Source organism: Xanthomonas populi (assembly GCF_002940065.1).
In the GTDB taxonomy this organism is placed as follows: Bacteria; Pseudomonadota; Gammaproteobacteria; order Xanthomonadales; family Xanthomonadaceae; genus Xanthomonas; species Xanthomonas populi.
In genome coordinates this window covers 1-426 of the sequence record NZ_MDEJ01000345.1, presented here as the reverse complement: position 1 = coordinate 426, position 426 = coordinate 1, and the positions used below count along the sequence as shown (strand labels likewise).

Annotated in this window: 1 protein-coding gene; it reads left to right on the top strand. The window is 65.3% G+C overall.

What is annotated here, in order from left to right; genetic code table 11:
- On the top strand, positions 1–426 hold a 426-nt coding region (locus XpopCFBP1817_RS21215), incomplete at both ends, for an IS1595 family transposase (protein ID WP_128418511.1).

Sequence of the window (426 nt, the reverse complement as noted above, 5' to 3'; positions counted from 1 at the left end):
GTCATGACCGAGCGCGAAACCACGCGGAAACTGGTGGGTTTCGTGCAGATCGACGATGCCTACCTGGGCGGTGAGCGCAAAGGTGGCAAGGCCGGACGCGGATCGGAGAACAAACAAGCGTTCCTGATGGCGGTGCAGACCAATGACACCTTTACCGCGCCGAGCTTCGTGGTGATCGCGCCGGTGCGCAGCTTCGACAATACCTCGCTGCAGGATTGGATTGCCCGTCGCCTCGCGCCCGGGTGCGAGGTCTACACCGATGGGTTGGCCTGCTTCCGTCGCCTGGAGGACGCCGGCCACGCGCACACCACGCTGGACACCGGCGGTGGTCGTGCCGCGACCGAAGCGGCCGGTGCACGTTGCGTCAACGTGGTGCTGGGCAACCTCAAGCGCGCCATCAGTGGCGTGTATCACGCCATCGCGCAA